This window comes from Nocardioides sp. 1609, assembly GCF_004522105.1.
Classification (GTDB): domain Bacteria; phylum Actinomycetota; class Actinomycetes; order Propionibacteriales; family Nocardioidaceae; genus Nocardioides.
Map to the genome: position 1 here is coordinate 163,957 of NZ_SPUJ01000005.1, position 15,864 is coordinate 179,820.

Sequence of the window (15,864 nt, forward strand, 5' to 3'; positions counted from 1 at the left end):
GGTGGCGGCTCCCGGTGTCGAGCGGGTTCGCCCGGGGTGGGTGGTGCCGCCGGTGCCGTCCCGCTCCGCGCCGCCGGGCCCGGCTCGGTAGCCTCGCCACCGTGACCGACCTCGACGCGCAGGACCCGCTGGCGGCGTACCGGGCCCGCTTCGTCGGCACCGACGAACCCCTGGTCTACCTCGACGGCAACTCCCTCGGCCGACCGCTGCACCTCACCGGCGACCGGCTGCGCGACTTCGTCGGCGGCGAGTGGGGGAGCCGGCTGATCCGCGGCTGGGACGAGGGCTGGTTCGCGCTCCCCGAGGTCGTCGGCGACGAGCTCGGACGCACGTGCCTCGGTGCCGCGGCCGGGCAGACCGTCGTGGGCGACTCGACGACCGTCCTGCTCTACAAGGCGATGCGCGCCGCGGTCGTGCTGCGGCCGGGCCGCACCGAGATCGTCGTCGACCGTGACAACTTCCCGACCGACCGGTACGTCGCGGACGGCGTCGCCCGCGAGTGCGGGCTGACGCTGCGGTGGATCGACGTCGACACCGCGGGCGGCGTCACCGCCGAGCAGCTCGCCGCGGTGGTCGGGAAGCGCACGGCGCTCGTCGTCCTCAGCCACGTGGCCTACCGGTCGGCGTGGCTCGCCGACGGCCCCGGGCTGACCCGGATCGCGCACGACGCCGGCGCCCTGGTGCTCTGGGACCTGTCGCACTCGGTCGGGTCGGTCCCGCTGGCCCTGGACGCCTGGGACGCCGACCTCGCGGTCGGCTGCACCTACAAGTACCTCAACGGCGGGCCGGGTGCGCCGGCGTTCGTCTACGTCGCGCAGCGGCTGCTGGCGGACCCCGACCACCCGCTCGTCCAGCCCGTCCAGGGCTGGATGGGCGCGACCGACCCGTTCCTGATGGGCCCGACGTACGCGCCCGCCGCAGGCATCCGGCGGATGCTGTCGGGGACCCCGCCGGTGGTCGGGATGCTCGCCGTCCAGGACATGCTCGCGCTGCTCGGCGAGGTCGGCATGGACGCCGTGCGCGCCAAGTCGGTCGGGCTGACCGAGCACGCGATCGCCCTCGCCGACGACCTCCTGCCGGAGACGACGGTCGCGTCGCCGCGCGACGCCGAGCGGCGCGGCGGCCACGTCACCCTCAACCACCCGCTGATGCGGGGGGCGACCGCCGCGCTCTGGCAGCGCGACGTGATCCCCGACTACCGCGACCCGCACGGGCTGCGGCTGGGGCTGTCGCCGCTGTCGACGTCGTACGACGAGGTCGAGCGCGGGCTGCGCGCCGTGCGCGAGGTGCTGGACGGCCTCACCTGAGCGCGCGCACGGGCCGGAAGGCCGGCCGGCCGCCGATCCCGGCCGAGATCAAGGTCCTCGTCGGCTCGGCCTTCGTCATCGCGATCGGCTTCGGCCTGGTCGCACCGGTGCTCCCGGCCTACGCCCGCAGCTTCGACGTCGGGGTGGCGGCCGCGTCGGTCGTCGTGTCGGCGTTCGCGTTCTTCCGACTGGTCTTCGCGCCGGCGGGCGGGGCGCTGGTGTCGCGGCTGGGGGAGCGGCCGGTCTACCTCACCGGCCTGCTCCTGGTCGCGGCGTCGTCGCTGGCGACGGCCTTCGCCCAGTCCTACGCGCAGCTGCTGGTCTTCCGCGGCCTGGGCGGCATCGGCTCGACGATGTTCACCGTCTCGGCGATGGCGCTGCTGGTGCGGCTCGCGCCGCCGACCATCCGTGGCCGGGTGTCCTCGGCGTACGCGAGCTCGTTCCTCATCGGCGGCATGCTCGGGCCGGTGCTCGGCGGCGCGCTGGCCGGCTTCGGCCTGCGCGTCCCGTTCATCGCCTACGCCGTCGCGCTGGTCGCCGCGGCGGCGGTGGTCGGCGTCCGGCTCTCCTCGGCACAGCTGCGCCCGGACGGGTCGGGCCCGGTCAAGGCGCCGATGCGCGTCCGCGAGGCGCTCGGCCACTTCGCCTACCGGGCGGCGCTCGCGTCGGGTTTCGCGAACGGGTGGTGCAACTTCGGCGTGCGGGTGGCGGTGCTGCCGCAGTTCGCCGTCGTCGTGCACGACGACACCTGGGTCGCCGGGGTCGCGCTCGCCCTCGCCGCGCTCGGCACGGCGCTGACCCTGCAGGTCGCCGGCCGCGTCGCGGACTCGGTGGGGCGGCGTCCGCTGGTGCTGGTCGGGCTGGTCGTGACCGCGCTCGGCCTGGGCCTGATCGGTCTCAGCGGCGACCTCGTCACCCTGCTGGCGCTGTCGGCGCTCTCCGGCGTCGGCGCCGGGCTGGTCAACCCCGGCCAGCAGGCGACGGTGGCGGACGTCGTCGGGTCCGACCGGGCCGGCGGCACGGTGCTGGGCACCTTCCAGATGGCGCAGGACGGCGGCGCCATCCTCGGTCCGGTCCTGGTCGGCCTGGTCGCCGATCGGTGGGGGTTCGGGTACGCGTTCGGCGTGACGGCGCTGGTCAGCCTGCTCGCCGTGCTGCCGTGGCTGGTGGCCACCGAGACGCTCGGCGAGGAGCCGGAGCCCGGCCTGGCAGGGTGAGGGGCGTGACCCGCTACCCCGCACCCCTCCGCCCGGGCGACACGATCGCCGTGACCGCACCGTCGTCCGGGGTCGACGCCGGGCTGCGGGCCCGGCTCGAGCACAACGTGGGCTGGCTGCGCGCCCGCGGGTACGACGTCCGCGTCGGTGACTGCCTGGCCGGGGACCGCTACGTCTCGGCGCCGAAGGCCCAGCGGGCCGCCGAGCTGACCGCGATGCTCGCGGACCCGGCGGTCCGCGCCGTCGTCCCGCCGTGGGGTGGGGAGCTGCTGATCGACCTGCTCGACCAGCTCGACTGGACCGCGCTGGCCGCCCTCGAGCCGACCTGGGTGGTCGGCTTCAGCGACCTATCGACGCTGCTGCTGCCGATGACGACCCGTCTCGGGTGGGCCTCGATCCACGGTAGCAACCTGATGGACACCGCCTACCGCACGCCCGAGGGCCTCGCGCACTGGACGGGGCTCGCGGCGCTCGGGGAGGGCGACGACGTCGTCCAGCGCAGCCCGGGCCGCTACCGCGACGACGGCTGGGACGACTACCGCGGCGACCCGGGTGTCGAGGAGATGACGCTGCCGGGGACAGGGTCCTGGACCCTCGTCGGCGGGGGCGGCCTCGACGTGACCGGCCGGTTGGTCGGCGGCTGCATCGAGACGGTCTCGCACCTCGCTGGGACGCCGTTCGGCGACGTCCCGGGGTACGGCGAGCTGCACGCCGGCGACGGTCTCGTCGTGTACCTCGAGGCGGCCGAGGCCGATGCCTACACCGTCGGTCGCGCCCTGCACGGGTTGCGGCTGGCGGGCTGGTTCGAGCAGGCGACCGCGATCCTGGTCGGCCGCACCCGGGCGCCCGGCCACGCCGACCTGAGCCAGCACGACGCCGTCCGGGACGCGCTCGGGTCGCTCGACGTGCCGATCGTGCTCGACGTCGAGGTCGGTCACTGCCAGCCGTTCCTGCCGCTCGTCAACGGCGCCCTCGCGCGGGTGGTCGTGGACGGCGACCGGCGCGAGATCACGCAGTCGCTGGTCTGACCGTCCCGAACGGGGCCGGCGCCTCAGTGCACGTGGGAGCGCCAGTCGGCGGGGACCCGCCCCCGCGGGCCGGGCGCAGGCTGGTCGGCCGGGTGCGACCGCGGCTCGGCGAGCTCGAACCCGGCCGGCATGTCGACCACGGCGGCGTGCGCGAAGTCCCAGAACCAGTCCTCGCCCGGCTCGAAGCTCTGCATGACGCTGTGTCCGGTCGCGGCGAAGTGGGCCGAGGCGTGCTGGCCCGGGGAGGAGTCGCAGCAGCCGACGTGGCCGCAGGCGGCGCAACGGCGCAGGTGCACCCACCAGCCCTCGACGGAGTCGCACTCGACGCAGCCGGCGCCGCTGGGAGGGACGGAGAGGTCGACGGCGTCCGTCGGGGTCGCACCGGGATCGGTCATGGGGCGGATTCTGCCGGGCGAGGTGCCCCGCGGTCGAGAGCCGCGGACCCGTGACTCCCACGGACCCGACGCTCGCGCCGGAGGGCGGGCGCCGAGTCGCCACGGCCGCGGTCGGGGTGTGCCGGTGACGGGGCGTGTCCACGTCGGTGACACTGGCCCTCATGGTGCACCTCAACGAGCACGGGCAGTCGGTCGGCGACATGGTCGAGGGGTGGTCGGCGCGGGCCTGGCCGGTCGCCGTCGTGCTGGAGGGTCGCCACGTCGTCCTCGAGCCGCTCTCGCTCGACCACGCCCCGGCGCTGCACCGCTCGCTCTGCGACCCCGGGAGCCACGCGCTCTGGAGCTACCGACCGACCGAGCCCCCGGCCGACGTACCGGCGACGGAGGCGTTCGTCGCCGACGTGCTGGCACCCGACACCGTCGAGGCCTGGGCCGTCGTCCCGCGCGGTGGCGAGGCCGCCGGGCTCACGTCGTTCATGCGGATCGACCCGGCGACCGGGCAGGTCGAGGTCGCCGGCGTCCTGTACGCGCGTCACCTCCAGCGCACGCCCGCGACCACCGAGGCCACGCACCTGCTCATGCGGTGGGCCTTCGACGTCCTGGGCTACCGCCGCTTCGAGTGGAAGTGCGACTCCCTGAACGAGCCGTCGCGGCGGGCCGCCGCGCGGCTCGGCTTCACCTACGAGGGCCGGTTCCGCCACCACATGATCACCAAGGGCCGCAACCGCGACACCGACTGGTTCTCGGTCACCGACAGCGAGTGGCCCGCCGTCCGAGCCGCGCACGAGCGGTGGCTCGACCCGGGGAACTTCGACGTCGACGGGCACCAGCGCACGCCCCTTCGTGTGGAGACCTGACCGGGTGGTTGTGGCAGGGTCGCGGGCATGGACCAGCGGATCAGCTTCGTGACCCTGGCGGTCGCCGACCTCGCGGCGAGCCGGGCGTTCTACGTCGACGGGCTCGGCTGGGAGCCATCGTTCGACGACGGCGACGTGCTGATGCTCGCGGCCGGTGAGCACCTCGTGCTGTCGCTGTGGAGCCGCGCCAGCTTCGAGGACGAGGTCGGGCCGATCGCCGCCCACGACGGGGTCGCTCCGGTCACGCTCGCCCACAACGTGCGGACCCCGGCCGAGGTCGACGCCGTCCTCGCCGAGGCGGTCGCCGCGGGCGCCGTGGCCGTCGGCGAGGCGCAGGAGCGCGAGTGGGGCGGCTACACCGGCTACTTCGCCGACCCCGACGGTTTCCGCTGGGAGATCGCCACCAATCCCGGACCCATCGGACAGAAGGTGCTGCCATGAGCGACGACACGTCGGACACGACCGACCAGACGACCACCGACCCCGGCGAGGAGCGGACCGACACGACCCTCCTGTCCGGCCACGACGTCGAGGCCGAGCTGCTGGCGGACTGGCGGATCCTGTTCTCCCGGCTGCACGGCCGTTTCGAGACCGGCGACTTCGCCACCGGGGTCAAGCTGGTCGAGGGGATCGGCGCGGCGGCCGACGAGATGGACCACCACCCCGACGTCGACCTCACCTACCCCCGCGTCGACGTCCGGCTCTCCAGCCACGACGTCGGCGGCGTGACCATGCGCGACGTCCGCCTCGCCCGCACGATCACCGACCTCGCCGGACGCCTCGGCGCGACCGCCCGACCCGACGAGGTCTCGGTGCTCGAGGTCGGCCTCGACACCTGGGACTTCGCCGAGGTCAAGCCGTTCTGGGCGGCGCTGCTCGGCTACGAGAGCAACGACCGGTTCGAGGACGAGCTCGTCGACCCGGACGGGACCATGCCGACGATCTGGGCGCAGGACGCCGAGCGGCACGACCGTCCGCAGCAGCGCTGGCACTTCGACCTGCGGGTCCCGCCCGAGGTGGCCGAGCGTCGGGTGAAGCAGGCGATCGAGGCCGGCGGGACGCTCGTCTCCGACGAGCGCGCCCCGGCGTTCTGGGTGCTGGCCGACGCGCAGGGCAACCAGGCGTGCATCACGACGTGGCTCGGGCGCAACCCCGCCTGACCACGAGGTCGGTCGCTCGCTGCCCACATGTCGGGATCTCCATCCCGACATGTGGGACGGTGACAGACTGGGTCCCGGCTGCGCAGGGCCACCGGCTACGGTGAGGGCATGCTCCACCGCCTTCTCGTACGCACCCGACGCGCCGGCTGACCCTGGTCCCACCAGGCAACGCCAGCGCGTCACCCCTCGCAGCCACCCTGGCCGAGGGGTTTTTTGTTGCCCGGAGGACCCCGACCCATCCGCACCACCAGCAGTAAGGACACCCGCGGCATGACCGAACAGATGACAGGCGCCCAGAGCCTGATCAGGTCGCTGGAGGCGGCCGGAGCCGACACGATCTTCGGGATCCCCGGCGGCGCCATCCTCCCGGCGTACGACCCGCTGATGGACTCCACGATCCGGCACATCCTGGTCCGCCACGAGCAGGGCGCGGGCCACGCGGCCCAGGGTTACGCCGCCGCCACCGGCCGGGTCGGCGTCTGCATGGCGACGTCCGGCCCGGGGGCGACCAACCTCGTGACGCCGATCGCGGACGCCCACATGGACTCGGTCCCGATGGTGGCCGTCACCGGTCAGGTGGGTGCCTCGATGATCGGCACCGACGCCTTCCAGGAAGCCGACATCCGCGGCATCACGATGCCGATCACCAAGCACAACTTCCTGGTCACCGACCCGGCCGAGATCCCGCGCCGCATCGCCGAGGCCTTCCACATCGCCTCGACCGGCCGTCCCGGTCCCGTGCTGGTCGACGTGGCGAAGTCCGCGCTGCAGGCGAGCACCATCTTCGACTGGCCGAGCGAGCTGCACCTGCCGGGCTACCGCCCCGTCACCCGCCCGCACGCGAAGCAGATCCGCGAGGCCACCCGGCTGATCCTCGAGTCGCGCAAGCCCGTCCTGTACGTCGGCGGCGGCACCATCCGGGCCCGCGCGTCGCGCGAGCTGCTGGCCCTCGCCGAGCTCACCGGCATCCCGGTCGTCACCACCCTGATGGCCCGCGGCGCCTTCCCCGACAGCCACGTCCAGCACCTCGGGATGCCGGGCATGCACGGCACCGTCGCCGCCGTCGCCGCGCTGCAGAAGAGCGACCTGATCATCAGCCTCGGCGCCCGCTTCGACGATCGTGTCACCGGCAACCTCGACTCGTTCGCGCCGCACGCCAAGATCATCCACGCCGACATCGACCCCGCCGAGATCGGGAAGAACCGGCACGCCGACGTCCCGATCGTGGGCGACGTCCGCGAGGTCCTCCTCGACCTCGTCGCGACCCTGACGACCGAGGCGGCCGCCGGTCGCACCGGCGACTACGAGGGCTGGGTCGCGTTCGTGGCCGGGATCAAGTCGACGTACCCGCTCGGCTACGACGAGCCCGCCGACGGCGGCCTCTCGCCGCAGTACGTCATCGAGCGCCTCGGCGCGATCGCCGGTCCCGACACCGTCTACGCCTCGGGCGTCGGCCAGCACCAGATGTGGGCCGCGCAGTTCGTCCGCTACGAGAAGCCGAACACCTGGATCAACTCCGGCGGGCTCGGCACGATGGGCTACGCCGTCCCGGCCGCGATGGGCGCGAAGGTCGGCATGCCCGACACCACCGTCTGGGCGATCGACGGCGACGGCTGCTTCCAGATGACCAACCAGGAGCTGGCCACCTGCGCGATCAACGACATCCCGATCAAGGTCGCGATCATCAACAACGAGTCGCTCGGCATGGTGCGGCAGTGGCAGACGCTCTTCTACAACGAGCGCTACTCCAACACCGACCTGCACTCCAAGCGGATCCCCGACTTCGTCAAGCTCGCCGACGCCTACGGCTGCGTGGGCCTGGCCTGCGAGAAGCCCGAGGACGTCGACGCGACGATCGAGAAGGCGATGGGCATCAACGACGTCCCCGTCGTGGTCGACTTCCGCGTGCACCGCGACGCGATGGTCTGGCCGATGGTCGCCGCCGGCACCAGCAACGACGAGATCAAGTACGCGCGCGACCTCGCGCCCGACTTCGACGAGGACGAGGCGAGCCTGTGAGCCGACACACCCTGAGCGTCCTGGTCGAGGACAAGCCCGGCGTCCTGGCCCGGATCGCCGGCCTGTTCAGCCGCCGCGGCTTCAACATCGAGTCGCTCGCCGTCGGGCCGACCGAGCACCCGGAGATCTCGCGGATGACCATCGTGGTCGCCGTCGAGTCCTCGCCGCTCGAGCAGGTCACCAAGCAGCTCAACAAGCTCGTCGAGGTCATCAAGATCGTCGAGCTCGACCCGACGAACTCCGTCAACCGGGAGCTCGTCCTGGTCAAGGTCGCGGCCACCGCCGAGACCCGCGGCCAGGTGCTCGACACCGTGCAGCTGTTCCGGGCCAAGGTCATCGACGTCGCACCCGACGCGGTCACCATGCAGATCACCGGCAACTCCGGCAAGATCGGCGACTTCCTCGCCGTCCTCGAGCCCTTCGGCATCCGCGAGCTCGTCCAGTCCGGGCAGGTCGCGATCAGCCGGGGCTCGCGCTCCATCTCCGAGCGCAGCCTGCGCCCGGTCACCGTTCCCGTCCCGCCCGTCGCGGGCTGAACAACCCCTACAAGAATGTGCGCGCTCGCGCCGAGAGAAGGAACCTGCAGTGGCTGAGATGTTCTACGACGATGACGCCGACCTCTCCCTGATCCAGGGCAAGAACGTGGCCGTGATCGGCTACGGAAGCCAGGGTCACGCCCACGCCCTGTCGCTGCGCGACTCCGGCGTCGACGTCCGGATCGGCCTCCAGCCCGGCTCGAAGAGCCGGGCCAAGGCCGAGGCCGAGGGCCTGCGCGTCGTCACGCCCGCCGAGGCGGCCGAGGAGGCCGACGTCGTCGTCATCCTCGCGCCCGACCAGCACCAGCGGAAGCTGTACGCCGAGGAGATCGCCCCCCAGCTCGCCGAGGGCGACACCCTGGTGTTCGGCCACGGCTTCAACATCCGCTTCGGCTACATCACCCCGCCCGAGGGCGTCGACGTCTTCATGGTCGCCCCCAAGGGCCCGGGCCACCTCGTGCGTCGCGAGTACGTCGACGGCCGCGGCGTCCCCGTGCTCGTCGCCGTCGAGAAGGACGCCTCGGGCGGCACCTGGCCGCTTGCGCTGTCGTACGCCAAGGCCATCGGCGGGCTCCGTGCCGGCGGGATCAAGACCACCTTCACCGAGGAGACCGAGACCGACCTGTTCGGCGAGCAGGCCGTCCTCTGCGGCGGCGCGTCGCAGCTGGTCATGTACGGCTTCGAGGTCCTCATCGAGGCCGGCTACCAGCCGGAGGTCGCCTACTTCGAGTGCCTGCACGAGCTCAAGCTGATCGTCGACCTCATGTACGAGGGCGGCATCGCCAAGCAGCGCTGGTCGGTCTCCGACACCGCCGAGTTCGGTGACTACGTCTCCGGTCCTCGGGTCATCACGCCCGACGTGAAGGCGAACATGGTCGCCGTCCTCGACGACATCAAGAACGGTGCCTTCGCCGAGCGGTTCATCGCCGACATGGACAACGGCTCGCCGGAGTTCACCGAGTTCCGCAAGAAGGGTGAGGCCCACCCGATCGAGTCCACCGGGCGCGAGCTGCGCAAGCTCATGGCCTGGGTGAAGTCGCACGACTCCGACTACGTCGAGGGCTCCTCGGCGCGCTGACCGCACCTCGTCCGACAGCACCGCCCCGTCACGACACGTCGTGACGGGGCGGTTCTGCTCCTGCTCGCGTCGGCTACTTGACCTCGGACCGCATCACGATGCGCAGACCGATCGCCAGGGGGATGACCAGCCAGAACACGCTCGCGACGCCCAGCTGGGTCCACTGCTCGACCGAGACGCTGCCCTCGAACAGGGGCGCCTGGGAGTAGTTGAAGTCGACCCAGGGCCGGATGTCGGCGAACCAGTCCTGCAGTCCGGCGAGCAGCTCGGTCATCACGCTGAGCACGAACGAGTAGACGAAGTACGCGACGATCGCGGCCGCCGAGTTGCGCAGCAGGACTCCGAGCATGAAGCCGACCAGCAGCCCGAGCACGTTGGCCAGGACGATCAGCCCGAGCTCGAGCAGCGACACGTTCCAGACCGTGTCCACGCCGGCGATCGCCGTCCCCACGACGTTGCCGACCGCCCCGATCGCGGCGGCGAGGACCATCGAGACCACGCCGACACCGATGGCGCAGATCGCCTTGGCGGCGATCACCCGGCCGCGGTTCGGCACGAAGGTGAACGTCGACAGACCGGTGCGCTGGCTCCACTCGCTCGTCACCGACAGCACGGCGATGATCGGGAGCACCACCGCGATGGGGAAGCCGATCGCCGTGGCGAACGTCTCGTAGGTCAGCTCGGAGTCGGGAGCGAAGAGGATGACCGCGCCCGTGGCGAGCGTGGCGAGGATGCCGATGCTGCACAGCAACCAGAAGCCCGAGCGGGTGTCGAACATCTTGCGCAGCTCGACCGAGACGACCCGGCTGAGCGGGATCGCGGAGAAGGTCGGGCGGGCGTGGGTGTCGACGGTCTCGACAGTGGTGGCGGTCATGCCGCTGCTCCGTTCGGGTGGTCCTGCGTGGGGGTGGTGGACTCGCGCTGCGTGTCAGCGGTGAGCTCGAGGAACATCTCCTCGAGTCCGGCGCCCTCGGCAGGGCGCAGCTCCATGAGCGCGACGCCGGCGGCGTGCGCGACCTTGCCCACCAGCTCCGCGTCGGCGTCGGCGCGCAGCCCGCCGTCGAGGGGAGTGGTGTCGATGGCGGACTCGGCCAGGGCCCGGGTGAGCGCCGGCACGTCGCGGGTGCGGACCAGCGTGCCCGCGCTCGCGAGCAGCTCGGCCTTGGTGCCGCTCGCCACGATCCGTCCGTTGCCGATGACGACCAGGTCGTCGGCGACGACCTCGATCTCGTGCAGCAGGTGGGAGGACAGGAGCACGCTGCCGCCGCGGTCGGCGTAGGTGCGGAGCAGGTCTCGCATCCATCGGATGCCGGCCGGGTCCAGCCCGTTCGCCGGCTCGTCGAGGATGAGCGCCGCGGGGTCCCCGATGAGGGCGACGGCGATCCCGAGGCGCTGGCGCATGCCGAGCGAGTAGTTCCGCACCCGGCGTCGGGACTCGGACGGCGTCAGGCTGACCTGCTCGAGCATCTCGTCGACGCGGGAGGACGGCAGCCCGAGCGTGCGCTGCGCGATGGTCAGGATCTCGCGCCCGGTGCGGCCGGCGTGCTGGGCCGAGGCGTCCAGCAGGACGCCGACCTCGCGGGCGGGGTTGGGCAGGTCCGCGAAGCGGCGGCCGGCGACGGTCGCGCTGCCGGATGTCGCCGGGGTCAACCCGACGAGGACCCGCATGGTGGTTGACTTGCCGGCGCCGTTGGGCCCCAGGAAGCCGGTGACCCGTCCGGGCCGTGCCGTGAAGGAGACGTCGTCGACGGCTCGGAAGCCGCCGTAGGTCCTGGTGAGGTTCTCGACCGTGATCATGTCTCGAAGCCTCGTGGTCAGGGGCCCCTCCTGGCATCGGGGACGGCGCCGGAGCGCACCCTGGTCCGCGACCCCGAGATCGTCTCAGGGTCGAGGCAGGCGCGAGCTCACGCGGCGTCACCCGGCGCGGGGTCGGTGTCGCCGTCCTCGGCACCGACCCCAGGACCGTCGGGGGGCGTCGCGCCGTCACTGACGGCCTCCGACCGACCTGCCGGCTCAGGAGGGACGACGTCGCCCGGCGGCGTGGGCGCGCGGCTCCGGTAGCGGTGCCCGGTCGGGGTGGCGATCTCCACCTCGTGGACGCCGTCGACGTCGGTCCGGACGACCTGGTGGGTCCAGCCCTGCTCCTCCTTGGTGTAGCTGCAGCTCTCGCACTGTCCCTGTGCGTTCGCTGCGGACGTCGCTCCTCCGGAGCGCCGCTGCACGACGTGGTCGTGGTGTCGGATCGGTGCGTCGCACCACGGGGTGCGGCACCGGCGGTCGCGCAGCCCGACGAAGCTGCGCAGCAGTCCGTCGAACAGCTGGGTCGAGGACTCCATCGCGACGAGTCGCCCCGGCTGGGCGAACAGCCGCCGGACCCGGGTGGCCCCGTCGGGCGAGGCGAGGGCGAGACGGCGAGCGACCGGGGCGGGCACGGGGCCGAGACCGTGGACCTCGGCGGGCTCGTCGCCCTCGGCGAGCAGCGTGGCGACCGGGACGACGAGCTCGATGTGCACCGGGGTCGCGGCCGCGACGCTCTGGCCGGTGAGCCGCTCGACGAAGAGGTCGGCGGTGATCTGGGCGCGGGTGCGGTCGTCGCCCGAGGCTCGTAGCGACTCGGCGGACTCCTCGAGCGAGGCGATGATGGCCACCATCTCGTGGTCCGGCACCGTGCCGGTCACGAGGCCGGTGCCGTCACCCTTGCTCCGGGCCGACACGTGCCGCCCCGCCTGGGCCTGCTCCCGGCGGGCGGTGCTGCCGTCGGGGTCGGCCTGCATCGTCACCCGGCGGGCCTCGTGCTCGATCGTGCGGTCGCCCCACTCGGGGTTCTCGGTGATCAGCCGTGCGATGGCCCGGTCGGCGTCGCGACGCTGGTCGATGTCGAGGGTGTCGGTCTCGGTGCAGATGAGCTCGGCCCGCCGCTCGTTGAGCGTTCCGTCCTCGAGCAGGGCGAGCACCTCGGGGTGCCCGTGGTCGAGGCCACGAGCGAGGGTGAGCAGGCGCCGACCCCGGTACGGCGACTCGCGGCGCGCCAGGCCCACCTGGGCGCCGAGGCTGCGGTCGCTCGACCCCGGGCACAGGGACGAGAGGTGCGCGGTCACGCGGGCCTGCCGGGCGGCGATCTCCGCCTTGCGGTCCTCGAGCCGGGCGAGCTCGTCCACGCACGCGGCCGCGGTCGCGGGGAACGACGGGCTCGACGCTGCCGCGGACTGTCTCATGGCGGCGACGTTAGGCACGGCGCCCGACGCTCGTCCACCACCGCTCCCAGCCCTGTGGACGACCGTCTGGTCGGCCCCCGAACGCTCGCGCCGGGAACACATCCGGCGGTCGTGGTGCTGAGGCAGGCGTGCTCATCGAGATCTGGTCCGACGTCGTGTGTCCCTGGTGCTACATCGGCAAGCGCCGGCTCGAGGAGGCGCTCGCTGGCTTCGAGCACCGCGACCGGGTCGACGTCGAGTGGCGCTCCTTCCAGCTCGACCCGTCGGCACCCGCGGGTGCGGACGGGCCCACCGAGCGCGTCGCCGAGATGATCGGGCGCAAGTACGGCGGCGGTGCGGACGCCGGGCAGCAGATGATCGCCCAGGTCGCCGGTGTCGCGGCCGAGGTGGGCCTCGACTTCGGTCGGCACGCCGAGGGCCTGCACCTCAACACCCGCGACGCCCACCGGCTGCTGCACGCCGCGGGCCCGCTCCGCGCCGAGCTGAAGGAGGCGTTCCTGCACGCCTACTTCGTCGAGGCCCGCAACCTCGCCGACCCGGCCGTCCTGACCGAGATCGCGACCGGCGTCGGTGTCGACGCCGACGACGTGCGGGCCGTGCTGTCCTCCGACCGGTACGACGACGAGGTGGAGGCCGACGTCCGCGAAGCCGCCGGACTCGGCGCGACCGGCGTCCCCTTCTTCGTCGTCGACCGCCGCTACGGCGTCAGCGGGGCGCAGCCGGTTGAGGTCTTCACCCAGCTCCTGGAGCGCGCCTGGACCCACCACGCGCCGAGCTCGATCGTCACGATCGGGGCGGGCGACGGGCCGGGTGACACTGCGGACGCGGCGGTCGCACCGGGCTGCGACGACGGCGCCTGCGCCGTCCCGTCGACGCCCTGAACCACCCCGAGTTGGCCCGCTCCGGAACGCCCCCGAGCACGCCCGAGCCCGCCGTGCCGCGAGACCCCTGCCACACAGGTTAGGTAAACCTATCCTTCAGGCGTACGATCGCCGGCTGTGTTCAGCAACTTCCTGATCGGCCTCCGCGAGGGCCTCGAGGCCTCGCTCGTCGTCAGCATCCTGGTGGCCTACCTGGTCAAGTCCGATCGTCGTCCGCAGCTCAGGTGGATCTGGGTCGGCGTCGGTCTGGCGGTCGCGCTGAGCGTCGGTTTCACCCTCTTCCTCGGCTTCCAGTCCCGCGCCCTGGACTTCCGTTCCCAGGAGCTCCTCGGCGGCACGATGTCGCTGGTCGCCGTCGTCTTCGTGACCTGGATGATCTTCTGGATGGCCGGCGCGGCCAAGAGCATCGCCGGCGAGCTGCGCGGCAAGCTGGACGCCGCTGCCGACAGCCGGCTCTCGGTCGTCCTGATCGCCTTCCTCGCGGTCGGACGCGAGGGGATGGAGACCGCGGCCATCCTCTGGGCCAACACCCGCGACGCCACCGGCCGCGACAAGTCCGAGGCCTTCGAGACGACGTCGACGCCGCTGGTCGGCGCCCTCCTGGGCATCGGGACCGCCGTCGTCATCGGCTACCTCATCTACCGCGGTGCGATCTCGATCAACCTCGGCAAGTTCTTCACCTGGACCGGGGCGCTGCTCGTGCTCGTCGCCGGTGGCGTGCTGTCCTACGGCGTCCACGACTTCCAGGAGATCGACGTCCTCCCCGGCTACGGCAACCAGCTCTACGACATCTCCGGCGTCGTCGACCCGAGCTCGTGGTACGGCTCGCTGCTGGGCGGGATGTTCAACTTCACGCCCACCCCGACCGTCCTGGAGGCCCTCGCCTGGGTCCTGTACGTCGTGCCGGTGATGACGATCTTCATCCTCCGTACCCGTCCCGGGCGCCGAGCGCCCGCCGCGCAGAGCCCGACACCCGTCAGCACCGAAGAGAAGGAACCCACCTCGTGAAGCGAATCCTCATCACCGCGGCCGGCCTGCTGGTGGCAGCACCCGTCCTGGCCGCGTGCGGCACCGAGAGCACCGAGCAGGCCGAGGCGGGCCGCGCGTTCACGGTCGAGTCCACCGACGACGCCTGCACCGTCTCCGGCGACGAGGCTCCCGCCGGCACCTTGACGTTCGAGGTGAGCAACAAGGGCAGCGACGTGACCGAGTTCTACCTGCTCGGCAAGGACGGTCTGCGCATCCTCGGCGAGGTCGAGAACATCGGTGCCGACAGCAGTAACACCCTGACCGTGAACGCCCCCGCCGGCGAGTACTTCGCGTCGTGCAAGCCCGGGATGAAGGGCGAGGGCATCCGCTCCGCGTTCACCGTCACCGAGTCCGAGGAGGGCGAGGAGCAGCTCAGCGCCAGCGACCAGGAGATGGTCGACGAGGCGCTGGCCGGCTACAAGCTCTACGTGCGCGACCAGTCCGCGCAGCTGCTCGAGAAGACCCAGGAGTTCGTCGACCTCTACAAGGCCGGTGACCACGACGACGCCGCCCGCGTGCTCTACCCGGTCGCCCGCACCCACTGGGAGCGGATCGAGACGGTCGCCGAGTCCTTCGGCGACCTCGACCCCAAGATGGACCTGCGCGAGGCCGACCTCGAGCCCGGCCAGGAGTGGACGGGCTGGCACAAGATCGAGAAGGACCTCTGGCCCGCGGACGCCGTCAAGTACCAGGCCCTCACGCCGGAGGAGCGGGCGTTCTACGCCGACGACCTGTTGGCCAACACCGAGACGCTGGACGAGAAGATCCAGGACCTCGACTACACGATCGACCAGCTCGCCAACGGCTCGCGTGGCCTGCTCGAGGAGGTCGCGGTCGGCAAGGTCACCGGCGAGGAGGAGTTCTGGTCGCACACCGACCTGTGGGACTTCCAGGCCAACGTCGACGGCGCGCGGGTCGCCTTCGACGGCGTCAAGCCGATCGTCGAGAAGAACGACCCCGAGCTGGCCGAGACGCTGACCACCCGGTTCGACGAGCTCCAGACCCTGCTCGACGCCCAGCGCGAGGGCGACGGCTTCAAGCTCTACACCGACCTCACGCCCGAGGAGGTCAAGGGCCTCTCGAACGCCGTCGACGCGCTCGCCGAGCCCCTCGGCAGCCTGACGGCCGCGGTCGTCTGATCT

16 protein-coding genes are annotated in these 15,864 nt (G+C 72.3%); 12 read left to right on the forward strand and 4 right to left on the reverse strand.

Annotated features, from left to right (window positions below; translation table 11 throughout):
• Window positions 1-101: 101 nt before the first annotated feature.
• The 3 genes from E4623_RS14610 to E4623_RS14620 are packed head-to-tail and all read left to right on the forward strand — an operon-like array spanning window position 102 to window position 3,552.
• Window positions 102-1,307: an aminotransferase class V-fold PLP-dependent enzyme gene (locus E4623_RS14610; RefSeq protein WP_134767289.1), complete on the forward strand. Its 1,206-nt coding sequence runs from the start codon at window positions 102-104 to the stop codon at window positions 1,305-1,307.
• A 47-nt stretch (window positions 1,308-1,354) separates the two neighbouring features.
• Complete coding sequence (locus tag E4623_RS14615; RefSeq protein ID WP_280633669.1) at window positions 1,355-2,524, forward strand: MFS transporter; 1,170 nt, start codon at window positions 1,355-1,357, stop codon at window positions 2,522-2,524.
• Window positions 2,525-2,529: 5 nt separating this feature from the next.
• The gene (locus E4623_RS14620; RefSeq protein WP_134767290.1) at window positions 2,530-3,552 is read left to right on the forward strand and encodes a S66 peptidase family protein; all 1,023 of its coding nucleotides are present in this window, start codon (window positions 2,530-2,532) and stop codon (window positions 3,550-3,552) included.
• A 23-nt stretch (window positions 3,553-3,575) separates the two neighbouring features.
• On the opposite strand, the gene E4623_RS14625 is transcribed toward E4623_RS14620, so the two are convergent.
• Complete coding sequence (locus E4623_RS14625) at window positions 3,576-3,947, reverse strand: UBP-type zinc finger domain-containing protein (protein ID WP_134767291.1); 372 nt, start codon at window positions 3,945-3,947, stop codon at window positions 3,576-3,578.
• Window positions 3,948-4,108: 161 nt separating this feature from the next.
• Here E4623_RS14625 and E4623_RS14630 point away from each other — a divergent pair, with 161 nt between their 5' ends.
• The 6 genes from E4623_RS14630 to ilvC all read left to right on the forward strand — a co-directional run bounded on the left by E4623_RS14630 (window position 4,109) and on the right by ilvC (window position 9,597).
• Window positions 4,109-4,804 carry a GNAT family protein gene (locus E4623_RS14630; protein WP_134767292.1) on the forward strand — a complete coding sequence of 232 codons (696 nt, stop codon included), beginning with the start codon at window positions 4,109-4,111 and terminating at the stop codon, window positions 4,802-4,804.
• Between the two features lie 27 nt (window positions 4,805-4,831).
• Window positions 4,832-5,245 carry a VOC family protein gene (locus tag E4623_RS14635; protein WP_134767293.1) on the forward strand — a complete coding sequence of 138 codons (414 nt, stop codon included), beginning with the start codon at window positions 4,832-4,834 and terminating at the stop codon, window positions 5,243-5,245.
• A complete protein-coding gene (locus E4623_RS14640; protein WP_134767294.1) occupies window positions 5,242-5,964 on the forward strand; it encodes a 4a-hydroxytetrahydrobiopterin dehydratase in 723 nt (240 codons plus the stop codon). The genes E4623_RS14635 and E4623_RS14640 overlap by 4 nt, the downstream gene beginning before the upstream one ends.
• Before the next feature lie 270 nt (window positions 5,965-6,234).
• Complete coding sequence (locus E4623_RS14645; protein ID WP_134767295.1) at window positions 6,235-7,983, forward strand: acetolactate synthase large subunit; 1,749 nt, start codon at window positions 6,235-6,237, stop codon at window positions 7,981-7,983.
• Complete coding sequence (ilvN, locus tag E4623_RS14650) at window positions 7,980-8,519, forward strand: acetolactate synthase small subunit (RefSeq protein WP_134767296.1); 540 nt, start codon at window positions 7,980-7,982, stop codon at window positions 8,517-8,519. The genes E4623_RS14645 and ilvN overlap by 4 nt, the downstream gene beginning before the upstream one ends.
• A gap of 49 nt (window positions 8,520-8,568) precedes the next feature.
• A complete protein-coding gene (gene ilvC, locus E4623_RS14655; protein WP_280633660.1) occupies window positions 8,569-9,597 on the forward strand; it encodes a ketol-acid reductoisomerase in 1,029 nt (342 codons plus the stop codon).
• A gap of 73 nt (window positions 9,598-9,670) precedes the next feature.
• On the opposite strand, the gene E4623_RS14660 is transcribed toward ilvC, so the two are convergent.
• The 3 genes from E4623_RS14660 to E4623_RS14670 form a co-directional block, all read right to left on the reverse strand.
• Window positions 9,671-10,471, reverse strand: coding sequence for an ABC transporter permease subunit (locus E4623_RS14660; RefSeq protein ID WP_134767297.1), 801 nt, complete (start codon window positions 10,469-10,471; stop codon window positions 9,671-9,673).
• Entirely contained in the window at window positions 10,468-11,394 is a 927-nt protein-coding gene (locus E4623_RS14665; protein ID WP_134767298.1) for an ATP-binding cassette domain-containing protein, read from the reverse strand. Before E4623_RS14665 ends, E4623_RS14660 begins: the two co-directional genes overlap by 4 nt.
• A 107-nt stretch (window positions 11,395-11,501) precedes the next feature.
• On the reverse strand, window positions 11,502-12,812 hold the full coding sequence (locus tag E4623_RS14670) for a DUF222 domain-containing protein (protein WP_167736652.1): 1,311 nt from the start codon (window positions 12,810-12,812) through the stop codon (window positions 11,502-11,504).
• A 128-nt stretch (window positions 12,813-12,940) separates the two neighbouring features.
• Here E4623_RS14670 and E4623_RS14675 point away from each other — a divergent pair, with 128 nt between their 5' ends.
• The 3 genes from E4623_RS14675 (at window position 12,941) to efeO (ending at window position 15,861) form a co-directional block, all read left to right on the forward strand.
• A complete protein-coding gene (locus E4623_RS14675; RefSeq protein WP_134767300.1) occupies window positions 12,941-13,693 on the forward strand; it encodes a DsbA family oxidoreductase in 753 nt (250 codons plus the stop codon).
• Between the two features lie 117 nt (window positions 13,694-13,810).
• Window positions 13,811-14,701, forward strand: a complete 891-nt coding sequence (gene efeU / locus E4623_RS14680) for an iron uptake transporter permease EfeU (RefSeq protein WP_134767301.1) — start codon at window positions 13,811-13,813, stop codon at window positions 14,699-14,701.
• Window positions 14,698-15,861 carry an iron uptake system protein EfeO gene (gene efeO, locus E4623_RS14685; protein WP_209020705.1) on the forward strand — a complete coding sequence of 388 codons (1,164 nt, stop codon included), beginning with the start codon at window positions 14,698-14,700 and terminating at the stop codon, window positions 15,859-15,861. The genes efeU and efeO overlap by 4 nt, the downstream gene beginning before the upstream one ends.
• Window positions 15,862-15,864 lie beyond the last annotated feature (3 nt).